The organism is Streptomyces sp. NPDC058758 (genome assembly GCF_042746075.1).
In the GTDB taxonomy this organism is placed as follows: Bacteria; Actinomycetota; Actinomycetes; order Streptomycetales; family Streptomycetaceae; genus Streptomyces.
The window spans coordinates 22,835-45,042 of record NZ_JBHYPS010000049.1 but is presented as its reverse complement, the minus strand read 5'-3'; the positions used below and the strand labels follow the sequence as shown (position 1 = coordinate 45,042).

Below are 22,208 nucleotides of genomic sequence, written 5' to 3'. Positions count from 1 at the left end.
CATAACCACGCGCCACACCCGCACCACCCACATACAACTCACCCACACCGCCCGCGGCCACCGGCCGCAGAGAACCGTCCAGCACGAACACGGTGGTGCCGGCGATGGGGGTGCCGATGGGCACGCTGCCGGGGCCGTCGTCGGCGCAGAAGTGGCCGGTGGCCCAGACCGTGGCCTCGCTCGGCCCGTACTCGTTGACCAGCGCGCAGTCGGGCAGCACGGCCCGGTGTTCGGCGACCAGGTCGGCGGGGCAGGCCTCGCCCGCGACCACGACGGTGCGCAGGGAGCGGCCGGGACCGCCCGGCCGGCCGAGGAGGGCGCGGTAGAAGGAGGGCACGGTCAGGGTGTGGGTCAGCGCGTGCCGGTCCACCAGGCCGGCCAGCAGGTCGGCGTCCTTGACCTGCTCGGCGTCGGGCACGACCAGGGTGCCGCCGAACGTGAGGGTCCAGAAGACGCCCGCGTAGGAGCTGTCGAAGGCGAAGGGCGACAGCAGGAGGAAGCGCGGCGGCCGCGGCCCGTAGAAGACGGCGCGTGCCGCGGTGGAGCGGGAGAGCGTGCGGTGGGTCACGGCGACGCCCTTGGGCCGGCCGGTGGAACCCGAGGTGAAGACCAGGTAGGCGAGGTCGTCCGGGTGCGCCGCGTCCAGACCCGCCCGGTCGGCCTCCGCCGCCAGGTCGAGCCCGTCGGCCTCCAGGACCGGGGTGCCCGGGGGAAGCGCTCCGTCGAGCAGCTCGCCCTGCGCCGCACCGCGGACGACGGCGGCGCAGCCCGCCTCGGCCACCATCAGCCGCAGCCGCTCGGCCGGGTACGAGGGATCCAGCGCCAGCCACGCACCACCGGCCCGCTGCACACCCAGCATCGCCACCGCCATCAGCCCGCCGCGCGGCAGGCACAACCCCACCACGGACTCCGGACCCACGCCCAGCTCCCGCAGCCGCACCGCCACCACCGCCGACGCCCGCTCCACCTCGCCGTACGTCCACTCACGCTCGGCATCCACCAACGCCACGTCGTGCGGCGCCACGGCCGCGTGGGCCACGACCGCCTCGAACACCGGCCGGCCCTCACCCACCGCCTCCACCCCGGCACCCAACCACTCCGCCACCACACCGGCACCACCGACACCGAGATCGGCGACGGTGGCCGCCGGATCGGCGACGGCCTCCTCGACGAGGGTCTCGAAGAGCCGGGCGTAGCCGGTGACGGTCTCCGCGTCGAGCCGGGCGGGGTCGTAGTGGAGGACGCCGCGCACCTCGCCGTCGATCTCGCCCGCCTGCATCCGCAGCGGGAACTGCGCCACCTGCTGGCGCACCGGCACGGGCTCGGCGTCGTATCCGGCCAGGGGAACGGTGCCCAGACCGCCGAGGATCGACCGGGTGCCGTAGGAGAGCCGGTCCGACTCGAACTGGAAGCTGACCTGGTAGAGCGACTGGCCGGAGAGCGCCGACCCGGGGGACGAGCGTCCCAGGACCGTCGGCGTGGGCAGGGCCCGGTGGCGCACGGCGTCGACGTGCGCGGTGCGCGTGGCGTCCAGGACGGAGCCGAAGGTGGCGCCGGCGGTGACCGGGGTGCGCAGCAGCAGGGAGTTGGTGAAGTGGCCGACGGTCCGCTTGAAGGGCTCCTTGCGGCCCTCCACGGGGAAGCCGACGACGATGTCCTCGCAGCCGGTGAGCTTGTGCAGCAGCACGTTGAAGGCGGCGAGCAGCACCGTGGCGGTGGTGCTGCGGGTGGATCCGGCCATTTCGCGTACGCGGTCGGCGAGTTCGGCGCCGAGGCGGAAGGGGACGTGGGCCGGGGCGTCGGGATCGGCCACGGGGCGGGGCGCGGTCATGCCGGGCAGGTCGAGGGCGAAGCGGCAGTCGTCGAGCTGCCGGGCCCAGTACGCGCGTAACGCCTCGGCGCGCGGGCCGTCCAGGAACGCGCGCTCGGCGGCCACGTGGCGCGCGTAGGAGGTGTCCGGCTCGACGGCCGTTCCCGGCGCGTCCCCGTCCTCCGACCGGTAGGCGGTGAGCAGGTCCTCCAGGGTGATGAAGAGGGAGCTCATGTCGCCCGCGACGTGGTGCAGGACGAGGTTCAGGGTGGTGGCGCCGGCCTGCTGGTAGACGAAGAGCCGGGCGGGCGCCTCGCGGTCCAGGGCGAAGGGGCGCTCGTAGTCGCGGGCGGCGAGCACCCGCAGCTCCTCGGCGTCGATCCCGGGTGTCCGGCGGACCTCGAAGGGCGCCTCGGCCGCGTACCAGCGCTGCACGTAGCCCCCGTCCCGGGGGGCGACGACACCGGTGAGCACCGGGTGGCGGAGGCAGACCGCCTCCCAGGCGCGCCGCAGCCTCTCGGTGTCGAGGGGCTCGGTCACCGTCACACATCCGGCCACGTGGTACGCGGGCGAGTCCGGCGCGAGTTCCTGGAGGAAGAAGAGCGAGGCCTGCCCGACCGAAAGGGCCACCTCCGCCTCTTCGATTCCCCGTCTGACGGCCGAGTTCCCCCCAGCACGCATCACACCCATGGCGACGCCTCTCCCCCGCGAGCTGTCACACATGTGACAGAACTTGTCACGTGTGTCATGACTGTAGTCAGCCGCCTGTCATAGATCAAGCCGGATTTTGCTCGTTGATTGCCATGGACGCGTGACCTGCGAAGCCTTCGGTTTTTCGCCTGCTTGCCGTGCGTGCCGCCCGCAGTTCGACAGCTCGACCGCGCGAGCTCTACGCTGCCTCCCTGTAATAACGGTGATGGTGTCGCAAGCCCCAGCCGCGCTTGACCAAGAGCCATGACAGCGATGACCCCGAAGCCGGGCCTCGTGGCCATCGCTCGCCACCCTCGGCAAGCCGAGGCGGTCCCGGAGGACGACGATGATCGAACAGCCCGCATTCGGACGCAGACTGAGAGAACTGCGGCTGCAGCGCGGCCTTTCCCAGGGCGAAATAGCCGGCGACGAGGTGTCGGCCAGTTATGTCTCACGCGTGGAAAGCGGTCAGCGTTCGCCCAACGACCTGATCGCCGCCTTCTTCGCCCGCCGGCTCGACGTGCCCCTGGCCGCCCTGGTGAACCCGGGTGCGCAGGACGCGGGGGAACTCCGCAGCCGGCGCCTCGACATCGCGGGCAGGCTGCTGGAGGCGCGCGCCCTGCGCAAGGACGGCGAACTGGCCGACGCCGCCGAGCTGCTGCGCGGCATCGGCGCGGAGGCCGGCGGGTACGCCGAGGAGGACGTGCTCTGGGAGGCCGCCTGGGACCTCGCGGACGTCCTGCGGGAACTGGGCGACGCCTCCGAGGAGCGCACCGTCCTCACCGGGCTGGCCGGGACCACCCTGTCCCAGGAGACCCCCCGGCTGGCCGCCCGCGTCGCCACCGCCCTCTCCCGGAACCTGCTCCGCCAGGGGCGGCTGGGCGAAGCCGTCCGCACCGCCGAGCACGCCGTGTCGGTCGCCGTCGCCCTGCCGCCCACCGCGCACGAACGGATCGGCGCGATGCTCGCACTGGTCGACTCCTACGCCGAGAGCGGCGAGTTGGAGAACACCTCGAACATCGCCGACACCCTCCAGGAGATCGTCGAGGACATCCCGTCCCGGCAGCTGCGGGGCCAGGTGTACTGGGCCGTGGGCAGCGCCCGCTTCCTGTGCGACCGGCCGGGGGACGCCACCCGTCTGCACGAGCAGGCCTTCGACTGCCTCCGCCCGGAGGCGAACCTGGCCGCCTGGGCCCGGCTGTGCTGCGCGTCGGCGGCGCTCCGCCTGGAGCACGACCCCTCGGACGACGCCGCCGAGCGGGCGGCGCGGCTGCTCACGCGCGCCCGCCAGGCCCTCGAACTCGTCGGCCGCGCCGACGACATGGCCCACCTGATGCTGGCCGAGGCCCAGCTGGCACTGCGCCTGGGGCAGCCGGAGCGCGTCCTGGAGCTGACGGCCGAGGTGGGCGCCGGCGGCGCCGGACTCCCACTGGCCGGGCAGGGCAGGTGCCGGCTGCTCGCGGCCCGGGCGCACGTCCTGGCCGGGGACGCCGAGGCGGCCAAGGAGTGCTACCGGGACGCGGCCGAGGTCCTGGACCGGGCCGGCGCCTACCGCAAGTCGTCCGAGGCCTGGCGTCAGTTGAGCGAACTGCTCGCGGCCGGCCCCTGAGCGGGGCCGGCCGGAGCGGACCGGTCGACCGGACGCGGACGCGACGGGGGAAGGACACGCCGCGTCCGGCCGACCGGGGTTCAGGGGGCAGAGCGCCCGCCGGGCGGGTTCACCGGCAGTGCGCCTGCTGGAGTGCGGGGTCGAACGTCCAGGTGTGCAGGGCGCCGACGGGCCCGGCGACCGCGACGGCGGCCACCACGCCCCGGCCGCCCGGCAGGTCGCGCACCTGCACTTCGGCGACGCCGGCGCCGTCCGGCAGCGGCACCGCCACCGCGCCCGCCCCGTCCTCCACGAGGACGTCCACCTCGTCCGGCGGCACGCGCAGCCCGTAGCCCGCCGCGCGCAGCACCGCCTCCTTGCGGGTCCACAGGCTCAGGAAGAACATCTGCCGGGCCGACGGCGACAGCCGCCGGAGCAGCCGCTGCTCCCACTCCGTCAGGGACAGGTGCAGGTTCTCGCCGTACCTCACGTCGCCGTCCTGGACGTCGACGCCGACCTCGCTGTCCAGCGACACGGCGACCAGCTGCTGTCCGCCCCCGTGGGCGACGCTGAAGCACACCTCGCGGTCCACCAGGGCGGGCCGGCCGTGCTCCGTGCGGCAGAACTCGATGTCGAGGGGGCCGCGCCCGAGGATCCAGCCGAGCACGCGGCGGGTCAGGGCGCGCGTGCGTAAGAAGGCCAGTCCGTCCGCGGCCCTCCCCAGCGCCTCCGCCATGTTCCGCTCCTCCGCGCTGACCAGCCGGAGCACTTCCTCGACGTCCTGGCCCGACGGTCCCAGAGGGGCTCTGAAGACGTGAAGTTCGCCCGGCCGCACCACCAGACCGGAAGGAACCTCGGCCCACTCACCCATATCCCACATCTCCTTGGCTCGCTGGCCGCCGCTTGGGGGAGGGACGGTCCGGGAAAGGGTCCGGACCGTCCCTCCTCGGACATCCGATCAGTCGTGGGAGATGGCCGGCAGCCTGCGCAGCCACCGCGGCTCGCGCCATGCCCGGTCGCCCAGCAGCGTCAGCGCGGCGGGCAGCAGCACACCGCGGATCACCGTGGCGTCGAGGATGATGGCGACGGCCAGGCCCACTCCCAGCTGCTTCATCTCGAGGGTGGACAGGGTCGCGAAGACCGCGAACACCGCGACCATGATCGTCGCCGCTGTGGTGACCACGCCCGCGGAAGTGAGAATTCCGTGCCTGACCGCCACATGTGTCGAGCCCCCCAGCTTGACGCCCTCGCGAATCCGGCTCAGAACGAAGACGTGATAGTCCATCGACAGACCGTACAGAACAACGAACAGGATAAGCGGAAGCCAGGAAACAACCGCTCCATTCGAGTCAAAGCCAAGAAGACTTTCGGCCCATTCGTTCTGGAAGACGAGGACCAGGATGCCGTAGGCGGCCGCGACGGACAGGACGTTCAGCACCCCGGTCAGGAGCGCGAGCGCCACCGAGCGGAACGCGAGGAGCATGATCCCCAGGCAGAGCAGGGTGACGAACCCGATCACCATCGGCAGCCGGTCCTCCAGCGTCTGGGAGAAGTCCGTCGAGAAGGCCGTCGCCCCGCCGACGGCCCACCGGTCGACGTCGGCGCCCTCCAGCGCCTCCGGCGCGAGCCGCGAACGCAGCAGCGTCAGCGTCTCCTTGGCGTCGGGGTCGCCCGCTTCGCCCTTCACGTGCAGTTCGAGCCGGGACACCCTGCCGTCCTCGGACACGGCGAGGTCCGGCTTCTCGGAGGCGGCGAACCTGCCGGTCGCCATCGCCTTCTCGTGCAGCCCGGTCAGCAGCCGGCCCACCTCGCCGGTGGAGGCCTCGTCGGCCTCGACGACCACCTCGTGGGAGGTGCCCTCGCTCGGGAAGGCCTCGACCACCCGGTCGTACGTCTGCATGATCGCGTAGGAGCGGGGCAGGTCCTCGTCCCCGGGCATCTTCAGCTTCATGTCGAGCGCGGGCGCGGCCAGCGCCAGCATCGCCACCAGGCCGATGACCAGGCTCACGCCGGGCGCCTTCAGGACGGGGCGCAGCACGGCGGCCCACAGCCTGCTCTCCTTGCCCACGGCGGCGGCGCGCCGCCACAGCAGCGGGATCCGCGGGCGGTCGATCTTGTCGCCGATGCCCGCCAGCGCGGCCGGAAGCACCGTCAGGGAGCCGAGCACGGCCACCAGGACCACCAGGACGGTGCCGAGGGCCAGCGAGGAGAAGAGCATGCTGCCCGAGAGGAACATGCCGGCCATGGCGATCGCCACGGTGAGGCCGGAGACCAGGACGGCCCGCCCCGAGGTGGCCGCCGCGATGCGCAGCGCCGCCTCCGGGGACTCGCCGAGCGCGCGCTCCTCGCGCCGGCGCCGGATGTAGAAGAGCGAGTAGTCGACCCCGACCGCGAGGCCCATCAGCAGGATCAGGCTGGCCTGGTTGTCGTTCACCGGCACCAGCAGCGAGGTGACCCCGGCCAGGCCGAAGGCGAAGACCACCGAGGTGATGCCGAGCAGGACCGGCAGGCCCGCCGCGAGCAGCGCGCCGAAGGCGACCAGGAGGATCACCAGCGTCACCGGCACGCTGATGAGCTCCGCCCGCTGGAAGTCGGCTCCCAGCTGCGTGCTCAGCTCCTTGGTGACGGAGCCCTTGCCGAGCTGCTCGACGCGCAGGTCGGCACGGGCCGCCTGCTCGGCCGCCGTCGCCTCCAGCATGGGGCCGACCACGTTCTTGGGCTTCTTCTTCTCGTCGCCGCTGCCCAGGTCGAGGGTGACCGGCAGCAGCACGCTGCGGCCGTCCTCCGAGGGAATGGGCTCGCCGACCCGGGTCACCTCGTCCACCGCGGCGTACCGCTGGCGCAGGGAGTCCACCACGGCGTCGGCGGTGGCCGCCGGCAGCGTGCCGCCGCGGGCCTGGATCAGCACCCTCTCGACCCCGTCGTCGGCGAAGTCGGCGCCGTCCAGCATCCGCTCGGCGACCGCCGCCTGTCCGGTCAGGTTGTCGGCGTCCTCCTGGGCCCGGACACCCGTGACCAGGCTCGCCGCGTACGCCAGGGCCACCGCCACGATCCACAGCAGGATGGTGGTCTTGCGGTGCGCCATGCTCCAGGCCGCCGTGCGCTCCACGAAGCCGCGCGGGGGCGCCGCCCCCGAGATTCCGGGGCGCTGGTGCGCGGCGTCCTTCTCTTCCGTGACCGACATCTCGAAGCTCCTCGTCAAGGGGTACGCCCCGAAGCTACGCAGCGGCCCCCGGCGCCGTCGGGCGTGCAGCCACCCGTGGGCAGGTAGTGCTGCCACTACCTCGGAAGGGCACGTCTGCACGCTCGGAGCGGTCCGGAGCCCGTGCCTAAGATCCTGTGAACCGATCTGAACCGGAGGGCGCCATGCGGCTGGGACCACCGCGGATTCGAGTCGCCCTGCGCCGTGTGGCACGGGGCCTGACCTCGAAGGACGCACGCGACGACCTGTTGCAGTTGCTGACCACGCTCGCGATGTCGCCGCTGTACGCGGTCCCCGCCGTGGTGTTCACGGTCGGGGCGTGCCTGACCCCGCTGCTCCTGGTGGGGCTGCCCCTGCTGCCCCTGGCCATGAAGCTGGCGGCCTGGATCGCCCGGCTCGACCTGGAGCGGCTCCACGTCCTGCGCGGTTTCGCCGTCGACGTGCCCGTCTCGGCCCCCGGCAAGGGGTGGAAGGACCGCCTGGAGCGGCTCTTCGGCCAACGCGCCTGGCGCGAGCTGGGCTTCACCGCTGTGATGACGCTGTGGGGGCTCGGCGCGGGCGGCCTGGTCCTGGCGGTGCTCGCGGCGGGCGTGCTGCTCGCCCTGCTGCCCTTCATCGGCCCCCTCCTGCCGGACGGCTCCTCCCTGCTGGGCCTGGACGTCGCGAGCGTGCCCGGTGCGGTGGCCGGCGGCGTCGTCGGGCTGCTGCTGCTCCTCGCCGGCCTGTGGCTCGGCGGCCCGCTGGCCCGTACCGAGTCCGCCCTGGTCGCCCGCATGCTCGGTGCCAACCGCGTCGACCACCTCGTGCGCCGGATGAGGGACCTGGAGGACAGCCGCTCGCGGATGGTGGACGCCGCCGAGCTGGAACGGCAGCGCATCGAGCGCGACCTGCACGACGGGGCGCAGCAGCGCCTGCTGTCGGTCGCCATGAGCCTGGGGCGCGCCAAGTCCCGCTTCACGCGCGATCCGGAGGCCGCGCAGGCGCTGGTGATCGCCGCGCACGAGGAGGCCAAGGCCGCCATGCAGGAGCTGCGGGACGTCACGCGCGGCCTGCACCCGGCCATCCTCACCGAGCAGGGCATCGAGCCGGCCCTGGTCACGATCGCGGCCCGCTGCCCGGTCCCCGTCGACCTGTCCGTGCGGCTTCCGGAGCGTCCCAGCCCGCGCGCCGAGGCCGTCGCGTACTACGTTGTCTCCGAGCTGCTCACCAACATCGCCAAGCACGCCGCGGCCGAACGGGCCGGGGTCACCGTGCGGCGCGACGAGGACCTGTTGCGGCTCACCGTCACCGACGACGGTGCCGGCGGCGCCGACCCCGCCAGGGGGTCGGGCATCAGCGGGCTGCGGGACCGGGTCCGGGCGGTCGACGGACACCTCACGCTCTCCAGTCCCCTGGGCGGACCCACCGTCGTCGACGTCACACTGCCCTGGAGGGCCTAGCAGACATGTTGCGCGTCGTGATCGCCGAAGACTCCGTCCTGCTGCGGACCGGCCTCGCCAAGCTGCTCATGGACGAGGACATCGACGTGGTGGGGCAGGCCGGAGACGGCGACGAACTCCTCATGCTGGTCGCCGACCTCGCCCCCGACCTGTGCCTGGTGGACGTGCGGATGCCCCCCACGCACACCGACGAGGGGCTGCGCGCCGCGCTGTCGATCCGTGCCACGGACCCGACCCAGCCCGTCCTCGTCCTCTCCCAGTACGTGGAGGCCCGCTACGCCTCCAAGCTCCTCGCCCACGGCAGCGTGGGCCTCGGCTACCTGCTCAAGGACCGGGTCGCCGACGTGGACGAGTTCGTGGCCACCCTGCACCGCGTCGCCGAGGGCGGCACCGCCCTCGACGCCGAGGTGATCAGCCAGATCTTCGCGGGCAACCAGAAGCGCGACAGCCTCGCGCCGCTCACCGCGCGGGAGCGGGAGGTCCTCGCCCTGATGGCCGAGGGGCTCAGCAACGGGGGCCTCGCGGAACGCCTGTTCATCACCGAGCGCTCCGTCGAGAAGCACATCCGCTCCATCTTCACCAAGCTCGACCTGCTCCCCGACGACCAGGGGAACCGCCGCGTCCTCGCCGTCCTGCAGTACCTCGGCTCCCCGTCGACCGACCATCCCATCGAACCGCGCTGACCACCGGACACGGGAGTAGGAAATGCACCAGACCATCGACTCGAACGGTTCGGCGGCCCGTCCCGCCGACCCGCCCCGGCGTTCCGGCCCGCGGCGCGCCGTCCGCCTCCTCGCGATCCTGATCAGCATCGCCCTCGTCGGCGGAGGCGCGTGGTACCTGCTGCTGTTCCTGATCACCCGGACCGACTCCGAGACCGCGGCGATCGACGACGCGGTGCGGGCCGTGGAGGTCGTGATCGACAGCGGCGACGTCCGGATCGAGGTGGCCGGGCAGGGCGGGAGGACGGAGCTGCGCAAGGAGCTGACGAAGTCGCTGCGCTCTCCCGACGAGCGGATCGAGCACGCCGGCGACACCCTGCGCATCACCACCACCTGCGGGGACGGCATGGGCACCTGCGCGTCGGACTACTCCCTGACGGTGCGGGCCGGCACCCGGGTCAAGGTCAGCACGCGGCTCGGCGACGTGTCCGTGACGGGCGTGCGGGCCTCGGTGGAGGGCCGCACGCGGATGGGCAGCGTCCACGTCGAGGACGTGACCGGCGACCGGATCGTCGCGACCAGCGGGACCGGTGCGGTCACCCTCGAGGACGTCGCCTTCGGCACCGCAGAGGCCACGTCCGAGACGGGCGACGTCCGGGTGGAGGAGATCGAGCCGTTCGAGCGGCTGAAGGCCGTCACCAAGCTCGGGGACGTGGAGCTGCGCCTTCCGGCGGACGCGGGCCCGTTCGCGGTGGACGCCCTGACGGAGATCGGCTCGCGGACCGTGGAGGTGGCGGTGGACTCCGCCTCCGGCACGGCGGTGGAGGCCCGCACGGAGATCGGCGACGTGACGGTGCGCACCGACTGAGACCGGCCGTGCGCGGAGGCACCGTCCGGGGGTCTGCCCTCCGGACGGTGCCTCCGCGCGGTCTGCCCGGGGGCTCAGGAGAGCCGGAACCCGAAGTCCGCGTCGATGTCCCGGACGTCCATCTGCGCGCGCTGCAGGGTCCCCGCGTAGTCCCAGTTCACCGACTGCCAGGAGGTGAACTGGTCGATGACCCAGATGCCCGACTGCCGGCTGCCGTTGCCGGAGAGGCCGTTGCCCCCGAACGGCAGGTGCGCCTCCGCGCCCACCGTCGAGTTGTTCACGCTGACCATGCCGGCCGAGCAGCGCTCGCGGAAGGAGAACGCCGTCCGCGCCGAGCCCGTGTAGACGGCGGCCGACAGCCCGTACCCGTGGCCGTTGGCGAGCGCGACGGCCTCGTCGAAGGTGTCGTACGCCATGACCGACACGAGCGGCCCGAAGGTCTCGGTCCGGTACAGCTCGTCGTCCGGCCGCACCCCGGCCACGATCGTCGGGTGCGCGAACACTCCGGCGTCCGGGTCGCCCACGAAGCCCTTGCGGGGGCTGTCGGAGGTGATCCGGCCGGTGGCGGTGGAACCGGAGAGCGTGTGGTGGGGCCGTACGAGCTCCAGGGAGCCGAGGAAGTCCTCCAGGTACCGCTCGCCGATGAGCGGCCCGTAGAAGACGTCCTCCCGCCGGGGGTCCCCGATGACCAGTTCCTCCACGGCCGCGCTGAAGCGGGCGAGGAAGGCGTCGTGGACGTCGCGGTGGGCGATGACGGCGCCCAGCGAGGTGCAGCGCTGGCCCCCGGTGGCGAAGCCGCTGAACACGGCTCCCTGGACGGCGAGTTCGAGGTCGGCGTCGTCCGCGACCACGAGGGGGTTCTTGCCGCCGAGTTCCAGGCAGGGGGACTGCAGGTGGCGCCCCGCCAGCTCGCTCACCCGGCGCCCGGCCGCCGTGGACCCGGTGAAGCCGATCTTCTGGACGAGCCCCTCGGCCAGGGCCCGTTCGAGCCCGGCGTACGTGGTCTCGCCGTCGGCGTGCACCAGGCGCAGCACGTCCTCGGGCACCCCGCCGGCCCGGAACAGCGCCGCGAGCGCCTCCGCGACCGCGACCGCGGACTCCGACGGCTTCCACACCACCGCGTTGCCGCAGAGCAGCGCCGGGACGAGATACCACGCGGGCACCGCGGCGGGGAAGTTCGCCGCGGTGATCACCGCGGCGGTGCCCAGCGGCCTGCGGTAGGTGAAGAGCTGCTTGTCCGGCATCTCGCTGGGCACGGTCTGGCCGTACAGCCGCCGCCCCTCCCCCAGGAAGAAGTCGCAGGTGTCGATGACCTCCTGGACCTCCCCCAGGGACTCGCCGTACGGCTTGCCGACCTCACGGGTGATCAGCTCGGCCAGCGCCTCCTTGTTCTCGGCGACGAGCCGGCCCACGTTCTGCGCCACCCGGCCCCGGAGCGGCGCCGGCCACGCCGCCCACGCGCGCTGCGCCTCGTGGGCGGCGCGCGCCGCCTCGACCAGGCCGTCCGCGTCGCTCAGAGTCCGCTCCGCGACGACGTCCTTCAGATCAGCCGGATTACGCGACACGGTCGTCCGTTCTCCGGACACATTCTTCCGCTCGGCCACGCTGGAAAGCCCTTTCCCTCGGATATGAAAGACGACACACGGCCGCGCAAGCACGCGGCCGCGTGTCAGAACTGCTGTCATTTCCTATGACATTGCTGTCACAGACGCTGTGCCGTCAGTTCCTTCCCGACTGCTTCTCGCGCTCCGTCAGCAGGAATTTGGCGAGCTGGGCGACGGTCGGGTGGTCCCACACGGCCGTGGGCTCCACCCGGAACCCCAGCCAGTCCTCCACGTCGGCGGTGAAGGCCACGACCGCGATGGAGTCCAGGCCGTACGCCCCGAGGTCCCGGTGCGGGTCCACCGCCTCCTCCAGGTCGGGCACGTACTCGCCGACACGGGCGATGAGCCAGTTCTCCAGTTCTTCCAGGGTGATCGCTTCGGATCCGGGCTGTGTCATCTGACTGCTCCTCAAGGGTGGGGCGTTGGGGGAAACGAGAGGGCCGTGCCGTCCTGGCGCGGGCCGTCACCGGTAGCGGCGTGCGGAGAGCCCGAAGCCCACCGTGCGGTCGTCGCGGTCCAGCAGCTCCTCGACGAGGGCGCCCTCCACCTCGGACGGCACGTCCTCGGGACGGCCGGCGTCGATGCCCGTGAGCCGGGTCAGGGCGGCGACGAGCCACTCCGGGCGGGCCAGGAAGTCCCCGGCCGGCGCGTGCCGCCACACACCGACGCACGCGGCGGCGGCGAGCACCGTGGTGTACCGGGCCGCGAGCTCGCGCACCTCGACCGACGCCGCGATCGACAGGTCCCGGGGCCCGAGGCCGGCGCACGCCTCGGCGAGCGACGCGAGGCGCCGCACGTGGGTCTCGATCAGCGGCCTCAGCCGCTCCGGGACGTCGTCGTCCAGCGCGGCGTTGAGGGACTGGGCGAGCCCGTCCCGTCCGCCCGCGACGACCCGCAGGCCGGCCAGGTCGAGCGGCGGCAGCGCGGCGTCCGGGGCGAACAGGGCGGCCGGGGCGGGTGCGGCGCCGGACCACGCGCGGCGCGCGAGCGTCGGAAGCTGCGGAAGCATCGCGGACAGGCAGGCCGCGCGGGCGATGTGCCCGAAACCGACCGGCTTGATGTCCCGCGCCATCTTCTGGAAGACCGCGTGCTCACCGTCACGGCGGTAGAACTCGGCCCCCATCACCAGCGACAGCTGCTCCATCGCGTCGAGCAGCACTCCGGCCAGGAGGTACTTCACGGCGGGGGCGTACACGCTGCCCGACTCCGGCAGCACGTGCAGCGACCGGGCGGCGACCGTCGCGAACGCCTCGCACAGCAGCTGGTCGGCGAACGCGTTGGCCAGGGTGGTGCGCACCATCGGGATGGCCGCGACGTCCCGGCCGTAGAGCCGCCTCCTGCGGACGTGGTGCAGGGTGACGCGCAGCGAGGTGTCCAGCAGCGCGGTGCTCATGCCGGGCATGGCCACGCGGGTCAGCTGGAAGGCGCGGGCCACCGTCTCGAGTCCCGTGCCCGGGGCGCCGAGGAGCGCCTCCTCGTCCACCGGGCAGTCCCGCATCTCGATGCCGCCCAGGCGCACGCCCCGCATCCCGACCGAGCGGAAGCGCGGGAGGAAGCGGAAGCGGTCGGGGTCGAGGTCCGCGACGGGCACGAACAGCTGCGAGCAGGAGCGCGGGCCGCCGGCGGGGTCGGAGCGGACGAGGAACACCACCCCGTGGGCCCGGTCCAGGTTGGTGATCGACTCCTTGCGGCCGCTCAGCGAGAGCCTGCCGTGCGCGGGCGTGGCGGCGAACTCGACGGAGCCGATGTCGTTGCCGTGCGCGAGTTCGTGGAACGCGCAGGAGATCTTCCTGCCCGCGAGCAGCAGTTCGGCCGCGTCGCGGCGCTGGTCGGGCGAGCCCGAGGTCCAGACGTTGACCGCGCCGAGCAGCGAGCTGGAGCAGTGGCCGAGGCCGAGGCTCGGGTCGCGCCGGTAGACCGAGCGCATCAGCTCGACGAGGTGGTCGACGCGTTCGAACCGGCCGCCGAGCGTTTCGGGGACGAACTCGGAGAGGATGCCGAACTCGTCCAGCGCGCGGGCGCCGCCCGCCGGGACCTCCTCGCGCTCGTCGGCGGCCACGACGGCCGCGAACCCCGCCGGGTTGTCCGGGTCGAAGGGGTCGCCGAGGCGCTCCTCCAGCGCTTCCATCCGCGTGTGCACGTCGCTCATGCCGACACCTCCACCGGCGTGCCGAGCAGGGTGACGCGGGCGCCCGCGTCACCGAGCAGGAGGCTGCCGAGCTCGTCGAACGTGGCCGTCGCCTCCGGGACCCGCTCCCCGAGGCCTTCCAGGACCAGGGCGAGGCAGCCGCGCAGCCAGAGGCCGTCGCGCCACCAGTCGCGGTCGTGGTGCTGCGGACGCGCGGCCCACAGCGCCAGGGCCGCGGCGCCGGCGTGGCACCACTCGTACCGCTCCGCCAGGCGCATCACCTCCGTGGGCGGGGGCCCCGCGGCCGGCCGCAGGCCCGAGATGCGCGCGCCGAGTTCTCCGTACGCGTCGAGCAGCCGGGCCGCCATGCGGCCGGCGCCGTCCTGCGGAGCGGCCGCGAGCCGGGCGACGAGGTCCCCGAGGGCGTTCAGCACCGAGTTGTCGCGCGCCATCACCCCCAGCCGGTGCGGATCGAGGGCGGCCGGTTCGTGCTCCTCCCGCAGCCACTCGTGCACGGGCGTGCCGGTCGGCGCGGCCGGGCGGCGGCCGGGCCGGAGCACCGGGAGGCCGGAGGCGAGCGCGCTGCGGTTGACCCAGGTGCTGCCGTCGAAGATGCCGACGATCTGGTGGTCCCGTTCGATCTTCGCGAAGCCGCCGTAGCCCTCCACGCCGGTCAGGAAGCCGCGGGCGCCGAGCAGTTCGCCGACCAGACGGAGCTGGCCCTGGACGAGCGTCGGGACGAGCGCCTTGGTGATCGCGGAGACGACGCCCAGTTCCTCCGGCACCTCGTGGGCCGCCCGCGCGGCCGTGTACGCGACGGTCTCGGCGAGCAGCAGTCGCGCCACGGAGCGGCCGGCGACGGTGCGGGCGTGCGGCAGTTCGGAGAAGCGCCGGCCATGCAGCCGGCGCTCGCCCAGGAACCGGCGGGCGATCCTCAGGGCGTGGTCGCCCGCGCCGAGGGAGAGGGCGACACAACCGACACGGGTCAGCTGGAGCGACTTGAGGACGAGTTCCAGGCCCCCGCCGAGGGTGCCGACGAGCGCGTCGGCGGGCACCTGGGCGTCGAGGAACTCCACGCCGCTGATGTCGGCGCCCCGGATGCCGTGCGTCGGCATCTTCGGCAGGTACCGGACGGTTCCGGGGGCCAGGGCCCGCTTGTCCACCAGGAAGACGCTGAACCCGCGCGGGCCGCCGGCGGGTTCGGTGCGCGCGAGCACGCAGACGTAGCGGCCGCGGGTGGCGTTGTTCACCGGCCACTTGCGGCCGGACAGGCTCCAGCCGGTTCCCCGGCGGGTCGCCGTGAGTCCGCCGGCGAGCAGGTCGCTGCCGCCGCCCGGTTCGGTGAGCCCCCAGGCCACGGCCTCGCCCGCCATGACGTCCCGGGCCAGGGCGGTGGCCGCCCGCTCGTCGCCCGCGGCCCACACCGAGACCGAGCCGAGGAAGGTCTTGCCGTGCGCGACCGCGACGGTCAGGTCCCGCGCCGCCACCGTGCGCAGCAGCGCGTGCACCTCGTCGAGGCGGGTGAGACGGCCGCCGAAACGATCCGGCACGTAGGAGGCGGGAAGTCCCCACCGGTCGAGCGCCGCGCACGCCTCGGCCGGGAAGGTCTCGGCCTCGTCGTGCGCGGTCAGCAGCGCCGGGTCGAAGGGGCCGCCGGGCCTCGACCAGCCGTCGACCTCCGCGGCGAACTCCACGGCGCTCACCTCGCCCCTCCCGTCCCCGCCAGGGCCTGCTCCGGCTCCGGCCGGTAGCCGTCCGCCCACAGCGGCCGCAGCTCGCCGCCGACGTACAGCGCGCGCATGGCGGACCTCTGGACCTTCCCGCTCGTGGTGCGCCGCACGTCGCCGCGCCGCATGATCAGCACGGAGTGGGCCCGCAGGCCGAACTCCCGGGACACGGTCGTCCTCATCCCCGCGGCCAGTTCGGCCAGTTCCTCCTCGGAGGGCCTGCGGCGCACCTCGTGGATCACCACCAGGCGTCCGTCGTCCTCGCCGTCGTCGCCGGGCACGGTGACGACCGTGCCGAAGGTGTCGCGCAGCGCCTCGTGCTGGAGGCGCAGTTCGTGCTCGATGTCGTGCGGGTAGACGTTGCGGCCGCGGATGATCAGCATGTCCTTGATGCGGCCGGTCACGTACAGCTCTCCGTCGGCGAGGACGCCGAGGTCCCCGGTGCGCAGGAAGCCGCCCTCGTCGCCGAGCCGCCGGTCGAAGGTCGCGGCGGTGGCCTCCTCGTTGCGCCAGTAGCCGCGGACGACCGACCTGCCGCGCAGCCAGATCTCGCCGATCCGGCCGGGCGGCAGCTCCTGGAGCGTCTGCGGGTCGACGATCCGCGCGTCCAGGTCGAGCGGTTCGCCGCAGCTGACCAGGGCGCGGCCGGTGCCGTCGGCGGCCGGCTCCACCCGGCCCCGCTCCAGGGCCTCGGGGTCGCACCGCATCACCACGGGCCTGCGGCGCGGGGAGCTCGACACGAGCAGCGTCGTCTCCGCCATCCCGAAGCACGGCGCGAAGCTCTCCGGCCGGAAACCGGCCGGTGCGAACCGCGCGGCGAAGTCGTCGAGCACGCTCGCCTTGACCGGTTCCGAGCCGCTGACGGCGTACTTCCAGCGCGACAGGTCGAGGCCGCGGACGTCTTCGTCGGTCACCCGCGCGACGCAGAGTTCGTACGCGAAGTTCGGCGCGGCGGAGGCGCCGATGTCGAAGCGGTCGATCAGCTGGAGCCAGGTCCGGGGGCGGCGCAGGAAGGTGGCGGGGCTCATCAGCACCGTGCCATAGCCGGCGAGGAGCGGCGACAGGATCTGCCCCATGAGGCCCATGTCGTGGTAGTTCGGCAGCCAGCCGCCGAACCTCTCGCCCTCCTCCAGCCGGAAGGCCTCGGTGGTCGTCACGGCGTTCGCCAGCAGGTTTCCGTGCGTGACCACGTTGCCCTTGGGGTCGTTCGTGGATCCGGACGTGTACTGCAGGACGGCGGTGGTGTCCTGGTCGGCGTCGTACACCTGGAAGTCGTCGGCCCGGAGTTCGGGGTCGACGGACAGGGAGAGCACCGGCACGGTGAAGCCCTGCTGCTCGGCCCAGTCGACGACCTCCTCCCGCTCGCCCGGCGTGGTCAGCACGCAGCCGACCTCGGCGTCCCTGGCGATGCTGAGCACCCGGCGCCGGTCCTGCTTGTAGCGTCCGGGCATCGAGGAGGGCACGGCAACCAGGCCGGCGTAGAAGCAGCCGAGCATGGCCGCGACGAATTCGACGGACGTCGGCTGGAGCAGCAGCACGCGGGAGCCGACCGGGCACACCTCGCGTAACCGCTGCGCGAACACGCGTGCCGCCCGGTCCAGTTGCGCGTAGTCGTACAGCTGGGCCGACGCCGGGTCCGAGGGATCGCCGACGAGGGCGACCGCCAGCTCGTGGCCGCGGTCGCGCGCGTGCAGTGCGATGATCTCGGACACGCTTCTCGCGCCGAGGAGATCCATCATTCTCGTCTACTCCTGGTATCGAGGGGGATCGAGGACTTGGTCGGCGGGCTCACGCGTCCTTCCGGACGACGGGTCGGCCGGGCGGCACCGGGAAGCCGTCGGGACGGGATCGACGGGAACGGCCGTGCCGCCCCTCGGGAAGGGGAGGGGGCCGGAAGGGGCACGCGCGCCGGTCGTGTGCCGTCGCGGGTCTACAGCCCGCCGGTCCGGTGGCGTTCCCCGCCGTGCACGACAGCCATTCCGACTCCCCCCTGAGTCGTCACAGAACATGACTTGATCCGTCACGTGAGTCACAACATTAGACAGAGTGCGAGTCAAACCTCAAGGGAGTAATGACAACACCGTGCAGCGCGGCGTGACTTGCGGAGACGCGGAGGATCCGCCTCCCGCCCGCCCCTGGCCACCCGACGTGCCGCAAGTCCCCCACCGGACACGCGATGCCGCCGCGGGAGCTGGACTGTCACGAGGTGACCGGCGCTATGGTTGCGCCATGTCCTCCGTGCCAGAGAACTTGCCGCAACGGATCTCCGAAGTTGACCGCGATGTGACTGTCGAGCGCCTCCAAGAGGCCTTCTCCGAGGGGCACATCACCCAGGAGGAGATGGACGCGCGGCTGCACGTCGCGCTCACCGCCGCGACACCCGGCGAGCTGGCGTCCGCCGTGGCCGCGCTGCCCGCCGGGGACGAGGGTCCGACCGTCGTCGTGGACACCGTCGGCGGGCTGATCCGGCGGCGCGGGAAGTGGCAGGTGCCGCGGGTCTTCAAGGTCACGTCCCGGATGGGAAAGGTCTACCTGGACCTGTCGCGGGCCGTCATCGGACACCCGGTGGTCGACATCGAGCTGCACCTGGACTACGGGTGGGCCTGGATCGTCGTGCCCCGCGGGGCCAGGGTCGACCACGGGGGCCTGACCGCCCGCTGGAAGCAGCCGTCCTACAAGGCGCCCCCGCGCGGCGGAACGGACGGGCCCCGCATCCGCGTCTCCGGCACCATGGGGCACGGCCGGCTGTGGATCAGGCACCGCCGCGGCTGAGCGCGCCGCGCGGTCAGCCGCGCAGGACGCGCCCCTCGGCGTCGGTCTTGCCCCTGACCGTGAGCAGGATGACGCCGTCGATCAGCGTCCAGAGCCCGAGGCCGCCCAGGGTGAAGAGCTGGCAGAGCGCCATGGCGTTGTGGCCGGTGTAGAAGCGGCCGAAGCCGATCGGTCCCAGGAAGATGGAGAGCACTCCCGCGACGTTCTTGGACTTGTCGGAGTAGGGCCGCCCGAACGGGTCGTAGCCGTAGGGGGCCCTGGTGTCGGGCAGATGGCCGGGGCCGGCCGGGGCGGGCGACGGCCCCGCGCCGTACAGGCTGTTCGGGTCCTGGTGGCTCATGGGTGGGATCCTCCGGACGGACGTGGTGCGGGAAACCGGTACGGTCATGCGGGGCGGACGGAGATGTCTCCGTTCCCGGTGGTCAGCTCGACCCGGTGCTCGCCGGACGGCTCGTCGCGGACGCGGATGTCCTTGTCGCCGTTGCCGGTCTTCACCAGCAGCCGGTAGCTGCCGTCCGGCAGCGTGAGGCTCAGTCCGCCGTTCTCGGCCTCGGCGCGGATGTCCTGCGGCTTGCCGGGGGTCAGGGAGATCTCGCCGTTGGAGCTCTGTGCGTCGATCCGGTCGCCGCGCAGGTCCGTCCCGCGGATGTTCCCGTTGGAGGTCCTGACCTTCACCTCCGCCGTCACTCCGGCCAGCGTGACGTCGCCCGACTCGGTCTTCAGGTCCACCGGCCCCACGTCGGAGAGGGTGAGGTCGCCCGTCGACGCCCCTCCCTCGACGGCCACCCCGGCGGGCACCTCCACCGTGTAGTCCACCTTGCAGTCGTCACCGCAGCCCCCGAGGACCAGCCGGTCCCCGTCCACGCGGTGGGTCGCCCCCTCGGGTTTGTCCCCGTGGTACGTGATCCTGCGGTGCACGGAGATCTCGTCGAGGCCCTCGCGGCCGCGGAGCGTGACGCTTCCGGTGCCCGTCTCCACCCGCACGGACGTGACCCGCTCCCGCGCCGACGCGTCGTCCTCGAAGGTCTCCCCGGGCCCGCAGCCGGTGAGCCCCGCCGCGGCCAGTCCACCCGCGAGAACGGCCCAGAGCAAGCGTGAGCGCTTCGTCATGTCGGTGACTCCAAGTCTTGGTCCGCTGGCGGTCAGCCACGAACCTAGCCCCGCCCGGCACCCCGCGACGACAGTGCTAACCCCACCTTTCCCCCACCGGCTACCCCACCCATGGAACCGCCGGCCCCGCCCCTCCGGCCGGCCCGGCCGCGCCCGCCGTCACCGGTCGCCCGGCTCCGCCCCCGCGCGTGGGGCGAGGTCGACGGTGCCCCGGTGGATCGGCGGCGGCACCCCGGCGGGGCCGCCGTCCCGGAGGCACGGGCGGGCGCGGACGCCCGCGGGCCGGGGCTTCTCGACCCGCCTCCGGTTCACCGGTGGTCCGGTTCTCCGAGGCGTTCCCGGGCCTCGGCAAGGCTGTGGGGGTCGGCCGTCGCGCCGAGGGCCCGGCACCGGGAGAAGGCGTCCCGGGCCTCGGTGCGGTGGCCGGCGGCCAGCAGGCTGTTGCCGAGGTGGACCAGGGCGCGGCTCTCCATGGCCGCGTTGCCGCTGGCGCGGCACAGTTCCACGGCGACGCGGAGGTGCTCGACGGCCGCGTCCCAGTTCCCGAGATGGGCGTGTGCGCCGCCGATGACCACCCGCAGGTTCGTGCGGGTGAAGTCGGCGACGTGCGGCTCGATGCGGTCACCGACCTGGTCGAGGAAGGAGAGCGTGCCCGGGATGGCCGTGATGGCCTCGTCGTGGCGTCCTCCGTCCACGAGGAGCTGATCGTGCTCGACCCGGGACTGGAGGGCTCCGTGGAGGTCGCCGGCGGCCTCGAAGAGCGCGGCCGCCTCGCTGTTGTGACGCGCCGCCTCGGCATGGTCGCCGAGCAGCCGGAGGGCCCAGGCGGTGTACTTGTGGGACCAGCCCTGCTGGGAGAGGTCGCCGGCGCGCCGGGCCGCGGCGAGGGCCTGGGCGGAGCGGTCGAGGCTGTCGCGGTGGCGGCCTTCGCAGACGAGCAGGGCCCACGCGTGGTAGTTGACCTGGGTGGCTTCCAGGAGGGGGTCGCCGAGCGCCTGGGCGGATCGGGCGGCGGTGGCGAAGACCTCGGGCCAGTGGCCCCAGAAGATCCACTGGTCGGAGAACCAGTGCAGGGCTTCGGCGACCTCGACCACCGCGGCGTGGTCACCCGCGGCGGCGGCCGCGCGCAGGGCGGCCAGCCAGTTGGCGCCCTCGGTCCGGAGCCACTGACGGGCGTGATCGGCGGTGGAGAGGTCGACGTCGCTCTGCCAGGTGGCGGGCGGGGCGCCGTGGTCGGGCTCGTACCAGCGGCCGGCCATGACGGTGGTCTCCAGGAGCCACCGGTGCAGCGCCGTCCGGGCCGCCTCGACCGCTCCGGCCGGCTCCTCGGCCCGGAGCCGGCCGCGAGCGTACAGGCGCAGCAGGTCGTGGAAGCGGTAGCGGTCCCGGTCCGTCCCCAGGAGGCCGGTCTCGACCAGTTCCTCGAGGGTGTCCTCCGCGTCGAACAGCGACTGTCCCGTCAGCCGGGCGGCGCCGGCCGCGCCGGCATCGGGGCCGTCGACGAGGGACAGCAGCCGGAACATGCGGGCGGCGGCGGGGGTGAGCTGGCGGTAGGACAGGTGGAAGGCAGTCGGCAGATGGAGGTCGCCCGCGGTCAGGGTGTCCAGGCGGCGCTCCTCCAGCGCGAGGCGGTCGGCCAGGCGGCGTACCGACCAGCCGGTGCGGGTGGCCAACCAGTTGCCCGCCACACGCAGGGCCAGGGGCAGGTTCCCGCAGTGGTCGGCCACCTCGGCCAGCGCGGTCGGGTCGGCTTCCGCCCGCTCCCGGCCCACCAGGGCGGTCAGGAAGACGGAGGCCTCGGCCGGAGAGAGCTCTTCGAGGGCCAGACGGTGCACGCTCTCCAGGCCGGTGAGCATGCGCCGGCTGGTCACCACCACCATCCCCGCGCCCGCACCGGGCAGAAACGGGCGGACCTGGGCTTCGTCGCGGGCGTTGTCCAGCACCAGCAGGCATCGCCGGTCGGCCAGCACCCGCCGGTACAGCTCGGGGTGCCCCTGCGGACCGGCCTTCGCCAGGTCCCGGTCGGCCACGCCGAAGGCCTTGAGCACCCCCAGCAAGAGCTCGGGCGGCTCCGGCGGAACGTCGTCCATCCCCCGCAGGTCCACCATCAACTGCCCGTCCGGGAACCGGTCGGCCAACTCCCGTGCGGCGTGCAGCGCGAGGGTGGTCTTGCCCGTTCCCGGCGGCCCGGAGACCGTCACCACCACCGGCCGCCCGTGCCCGGCGGCCCCGGGGCCCGCCCCGCCGGGGGAGCGGGCCCCGGCGGCGAGTTGCGCCAGTCGGCCCAACTCCCGCTCCCGGCCCACGAAGTCGTCGACGCCACGGGGGAAGGCGCGTACGCCCAGCGGACTGTAGCCCCGGTTGCGGCCGGACCGGGCGGCGGTCAGCAGGCGTTCCCGCTCGGCCTCCCCCAGTCCCAGGCCCTCGGCGAGCGCGGCCACCGTTCCCCGCTGCGGCGCCGCCCGTCTGCCCCGCTCCAGATCGCCGATGCCCCGCACGCTCACACCCGAAGCCGCGGACAGGGCCTCGATCGTCAGCGACGCCTCCAGCCGCAGTTCCCGCAACAGCGCTCCGAACGCCGCGCTCTCCCCCGCCACCGTGCCTCCAG

At 73.4% G+C, this 22,208-nt stretch carries 16 protein-coding genes; 5 read left to right on the top strand and 11 right to left on the bottom strand.

The genetic code is table 11. The features are described 5' to 3' along the window. Positions 1–2,440 (bottom strand): AMP-binding protein (locus ACFW6A_RS34940; RefSeq protein ID WP_386645597.1); only part of this gene is annotated, 2,440 nt, incomplete at its 3' end. 406 nt (positions 2,441–2,846) lie between these two features. Between ACFW6A_RS34940 and ACFW6A_RS34935 the strand changes: the two genes are divergently transcribed. Continuing rightward, positions 2,847–4,109: a helix-turn-helix domain-containing protein gene (locus ACFW6A_RS34935; RefSeq protein WP_386645594.1), complete on the top strand. Its 1,263-nt coding sequence runs from the start codon at positions 2,847–2,849 to the stop codon at positions 4,107–4,109. 109 nt (positions 4,110–4,218) lie between these two features. On the opposite strand, the gene ACFW6A_RS34930 is transcribed toward ACFW6A_RS34935, so the two are convergent. Both ACFW6A_RS34930 and ACFW6A_RS34925 read right to left on the bottom strand, forming a co-directional pair. Next, positions 4,219–4,959, bottom strand: coding sequence for a 4'-phosphopantetheinyl transferase superfamily protein (locus ACFW6A_RS34930; protein ID WP_351852205.1), 741 nt, complete (start codon positions 4,957–4,959; stop codon positions 4,219–4,221). Between the two features lie 87 nt (positions 4,960–5,046). Next, positions 5,047–7,272: an MMPL family transporter gene (locus tag ACFW6A_RS34925; protein WP_351852203.1), complete on the bottom strand. Its 2,226-nt coding sequence runs from the start codon at positions 7,270–7,272 to the stop codon at positions 5,047–5,049. Between the two features lie 224 nt (positions 7,273–7,496). Between ACFW6A_RS34925 and ACFW6A_RS34920 the strand changes: the two genes are divergently transcribed. From ACFW6A_RS34920 to ACFW6A_RS34910, 3 genes are read left to right on the top strand one after another with little or no spacing between them, the layout of a single operon-like run. After that, complete coding sequence (locus tag ACFW6A_RS34920) at positions 7,497–8,729, top strand: histidine kinase (RefSeq protein ID WP_351852201.1); 1,233 nt, start codon at positions 7,497–7,499, stop codon at positions 8,727–8,729. Positions 8,730–8,734: 5 nt separating this feature from the next. After that, a complete protein-coding gene (locus ACFW6A_RS34915) occupies positions 8,735–9,412 on the top strand; it encodes a response regulator transcription factor (RefSeq protein ID WP_351852198.1) in 678 nt (225 codons plus the stop codon). A 22-nt stretch (positions 9,413–9,434) separates the two neighbouring features. After that, positions 9,435–10,259, top strand: coding sequence for a DUF4097 family beta strand repeat-containing protein (locus ACFW6A_RS34910; protein WP_351852196.1), 825 nt, complete (start codon positions 9,435–9,437; stop codon positions 10,257–10,259). A 74-nt stretch (positions 10,260–10,333) separates the two neighbouring features. On the opposite strand, the gene ACFW6A_RS34905 is transcribed toward ACFW6A_RS34910, so the two are convergent. From ACFW6A_RS34905 to ACFW6A_RS34885, 5 genes are all read right to left on the bottom strand, one after another. Beyond that, positions 10,334–11,824, bottom strand: a complete 1,491-nt coding sequence (locus ACFW6A_RS34905) for an aldehyde dehydrogenase family protein (protein WP_386479511.1) — start codon at positions 11,822–11,824, stop codon at positions 10,334–10,336. 154 nt (positions 11,825–11,978) lie between these two features. Continuing rightward, positions 11,979–12,260 (bottom strand): acyl carrier protein, encoded by a 282-nt coding sequence (locus tag ACFW6A_RS34900; RefSeq protein WP_351852190.1) that lies wholly within the window; start codon positions 12,258–12,260, stop codon positions 11,979–11,981. A gap of 66 nt (positions 12,261–12,326) precedes the next feature. After that, a complete protein-coding gene (locus ACFW6A_RS34895) occupies positions 12,327–14,012 on the bottom strand; it encodes an acyl-CoA dehydrogenase (RefSeq protein ID WP_386645588.1) in 1,686 nt (561 codons plus the stop codon). After that, a complete protein-coding gene (locus ACFW6A_RS34890) occupies positions 14,009–15,694 on the bottom strand; it encodes an acyl-CoA dehydrogenase family protein (protein ID WP_386645585.1) in 1,686 nt (561 codons plus the stop codon). Before ACFW6A_RS34890 ends, ACFW6A_RS34895 begins: the two co-directional genes overlap by 4 nt. Continuing rightward, the gene (locus tag ACFW6A_RS34885) at positions 15,691–17,457 is read right to left on the bottom strand and encodes a fatty acyl-AMP ligase (protein WP_351852182.1); all 1,767 of its coding nucleotides are present in this window, start codon (positions 17,455–17,457) and stop codon (positions 15,691–15,693) included. Before ACFW6A_RS34885 ends, ACFW6A_RS34890 begins: the two co-directional genes overlap by 4 nt. A gap of 490 nt (positions 17,458–17,947) precedes the next feature. Here ACFW6A_RS34885 and ACFW6A_RS34880 point away from each other — a divergent pair, with 490 nt between their 5' ends. After that, positions 17,948–18,490, top strand: a complete 543-nt coding sequence (locus tag ACFW6A_RS34880) for a DUF1707 domain-containing protein (protein WP_351852179.1) — start codon at positions 17,948–17,950, stop codon at positions 18,488–18,490. A gap of 13 nt (positions 18,491–18,503) precedes the next feature. Here ACFW6A_RS34880 and ACFW6A_RS34875 read toward each other — a convergent pair whose 3' ends face one another. The 3 genes from ACFW6A_RS34875 to ACFW6A_RS34865 form a co-directional block, all read right to left on the bottom strand. After that, positions 18,504–18,830 carry a TM2 domain-containing protein gene (locus tag ACFW6A_RS34875; protein ID WP_386479506.1) on the bottom strand — a complete coding sequence of 109 codons (327 nt, stop codon included), beginning with the start codon at positions 18,828–18,830 and terminating at the stop codon, positions 18,504–18,506. Positions 18,831–18,874: 44 nt separating this feature from the next. Continuing rightward, positions 18,875–19,600, bottom strand: coding sequence for a DUF4097 domain-containing protein (locus ACFW6A_RS34870; protein ID WP_386479503.1), 726 nt, complete (start codon positions 19,598–19,600; stop codon positions 18,875–18,877). 308 nt (positions 19,601–19,908) lie between these two features. Further along, complete coding sequence (locus tag ACFW6A_RS34865) at positions 19,909–22,197, bottom strand: helix-turn-helix domain-containing protein (RefSeq protein WP_351852171.1); 2,289 nt, start codon at positions 22,195–22,197, stop codon at positions 19,909–19,911. Between the last annotated feature and the right edge of the window lie 11 nt (positions 22,198–22,208).

Bases quoted from the DNA above. Each gene is read 5' to 3' on its own strand.
- ACFW6A_RS34870 (WP_386479503.1), bottom strand. From the start codon at position 19,600: ATGACGAAGCGCTCACGCTTGCTCTGGGCCGTTCTCGCGGGTGGACTG.
- ACFW6A_RS34875 (WP_386479506.1), bottom strand. From the start codon at position 18,830: ATGAGCCACCAGGACCCGAACAGCCTGTACGGCGCGGGGCCGTCGCCC.
- ACFW6A_RS34910 (WP_351852196.1), top strand. From the start codon at position 9,435: ATGCACCAGACCATCGACTCGAACGGTTCGGCGGCCCGTCCCGCCGAC.
- ACFW6A_RS34885 (WP_351852182.1), bottom strand. From the start codon at position 17,457: ATGATGGATCTCCTCGGCGCGAGAAGCGTGTCCGAGATCATCGCACTG.
- ACFW6A_RS34930 (WP_351852205.1), bottom strand. From the start codon at position 4,959: ATGGGTGAGTGGGCCGAGGTTCCTTCCGGTCTGGTGGTGCGGCCGGGC.
- ACFW6A_RS34895 (WP_386645588.1), bottom strand. From the start codon at position 14,012: ATGAGCGACGTGCACACGCGGATGGAAGCGCTGGAGGAGCGCCTCGGC.
- ACFW6A_RS34880 (WP_351852179.1), top strand. From the start codon at position 17,948: ATGTCCTCCGTGCCAGAGAACTTGCCGCAACGGATCTCCGAAGTTGAC.
- ACFW6A_RS34925 (WP_351852203.1), bottom strand. From the start codon at position 7,272: ATGTCGGTCACGGAAGAGAAGGACGCCGCGCACCAGCGCCCCGGAATC.
- ACFW6A_RS34900 (WP_351852190.1), bottom strand. From the start codon at position 12,260: ATGACACAGCCCGGATCCGAAGCGATCACCCTGGAAGAACTGGAGAAC.
- ACFW6A_RS34935 (WP_386645594.1), top strand. From the start codon at position 2,847: ATGATCGAACAGCCCGCATTCGGACGCAGACTGAGAGAACTGCGGCTG.
- ACFW6A_RS34915 (WP_351852198.1), top strand. From the start codon at position 8,735: ATGTTGCGCGTCGTGATCGCCGAAGACTCCGTCCTGCTGCGGACCGGC.